The following is a 1,085-nucleotide window of genomic DNA, read 5'->3' on the forward strand; positions in this document are numbered from 1 at the left end:
TGTTGCGACCTGCGTGATCATATACCGCCAAGGAGTTATGCTCTGTTTCAAGCCCGGTTGGCGTTACAGGAACTGGGCGAGAGCCTGAAGGCGGAAAGACGAGGTCGGTAATATGGCCGGAGCGACCATCCACAAGCAAGCGCGCACGACGCCGCAGCTGCGCGAGGAGATCCGCAACTCGACGCTCTCGGAGCGGGCCCTGGCGGAGAAGTACAACATCAGCCGCGCGACGGTGCGCAAGTGGAAGTATCGGGAGACGAGCGAGGACCTCAGCCATCGCCCGCACCGGCTGCACACGGCACTGTCGCCGGCGCAGGAGGCGATTGTGGTGGAGCTGCGGCGCACCCTGCTGCTCCCCACCGATGACCTGCTGGTGGTCGTGCGTGAGTTCATCAAGCCAGACATGGTCCGCTCGGCGTTGCAGCGGCTGCTGGTCCGTCACGGGGTCTCGCAGCTCAAGGAGCTGATCCCGCGCCCGGAGGGCGAGTCGCGGCCGACGAAGACGTTCAAGGACTACCGGCCCGGTTACGTGCACGTCGACATCAAGTACCTGCCGGAGATGGCCGATGAGCAGGGGCGCACGTACCTGTTCGTGGCCATCGACCGGGCCAGCCGCTGGGTCTACCTTGAGCGCCACCGCGAGAAGTCGCACAAGGCGGCTGTGCGCTTTCTCAAGCGCCTCCAGGAGAAGGCCCCGTTCCGGATCCATACGCTGCTTACGGACAACGACCAGGCCTTCACAGACCGCTTTACGCAGAAGACCCGACGTCCCTCGGGGCGGCATGCCTTCGACCAGCTGTGCGCCAGCCACGACATCGAGCACCGGCTCACGCCGCCTCGCCGTCCGCAGACGAACGGCCTGGTGGAGCGATTCAATGGCCGTATCAGCGAGATCCTGCGCACGACTCACTTCGATTCGGCCTCCGATCTCGACTCGATGCTCTGGCACTATCAGCGCCTCTACAACCACCACATTCCCCAGCGTGCGCTCGGGCATCTTACCCCTGTACGCAAACTCAAGCAGTGGTACGAGGAGCGCCCCGATTTATTCCGTAAGCAGGTACATGATCAGTCAGGTCTTGACA

Annotated in this window: 1 protein-coding gene; it reads left to right on the top strand. The window is 63.5% G+C overall.

Annotated elements, in window-relative coordinates; genetic code table 11:
• Positions 1-112: 112 nt before the first annotated feature.
• Positions 113-1,085: IS481 family transposase (locus tag LRG07_RS13685; protein WP_238642748.1), on the top strand; the 973-nt coding region annotated here is incomplete at its 3' end.

Source organism: Halorhodospira sp. 9622 (assembly GCF_022228025.1).
Classification (GTDB): domain Bacteria; phylum Pseudomonadota; class Gammaproteobacteria; order Nitrococcales; family Halorhodospiraceae; genus Halorhodospira; species Halorhodospira halophila_A.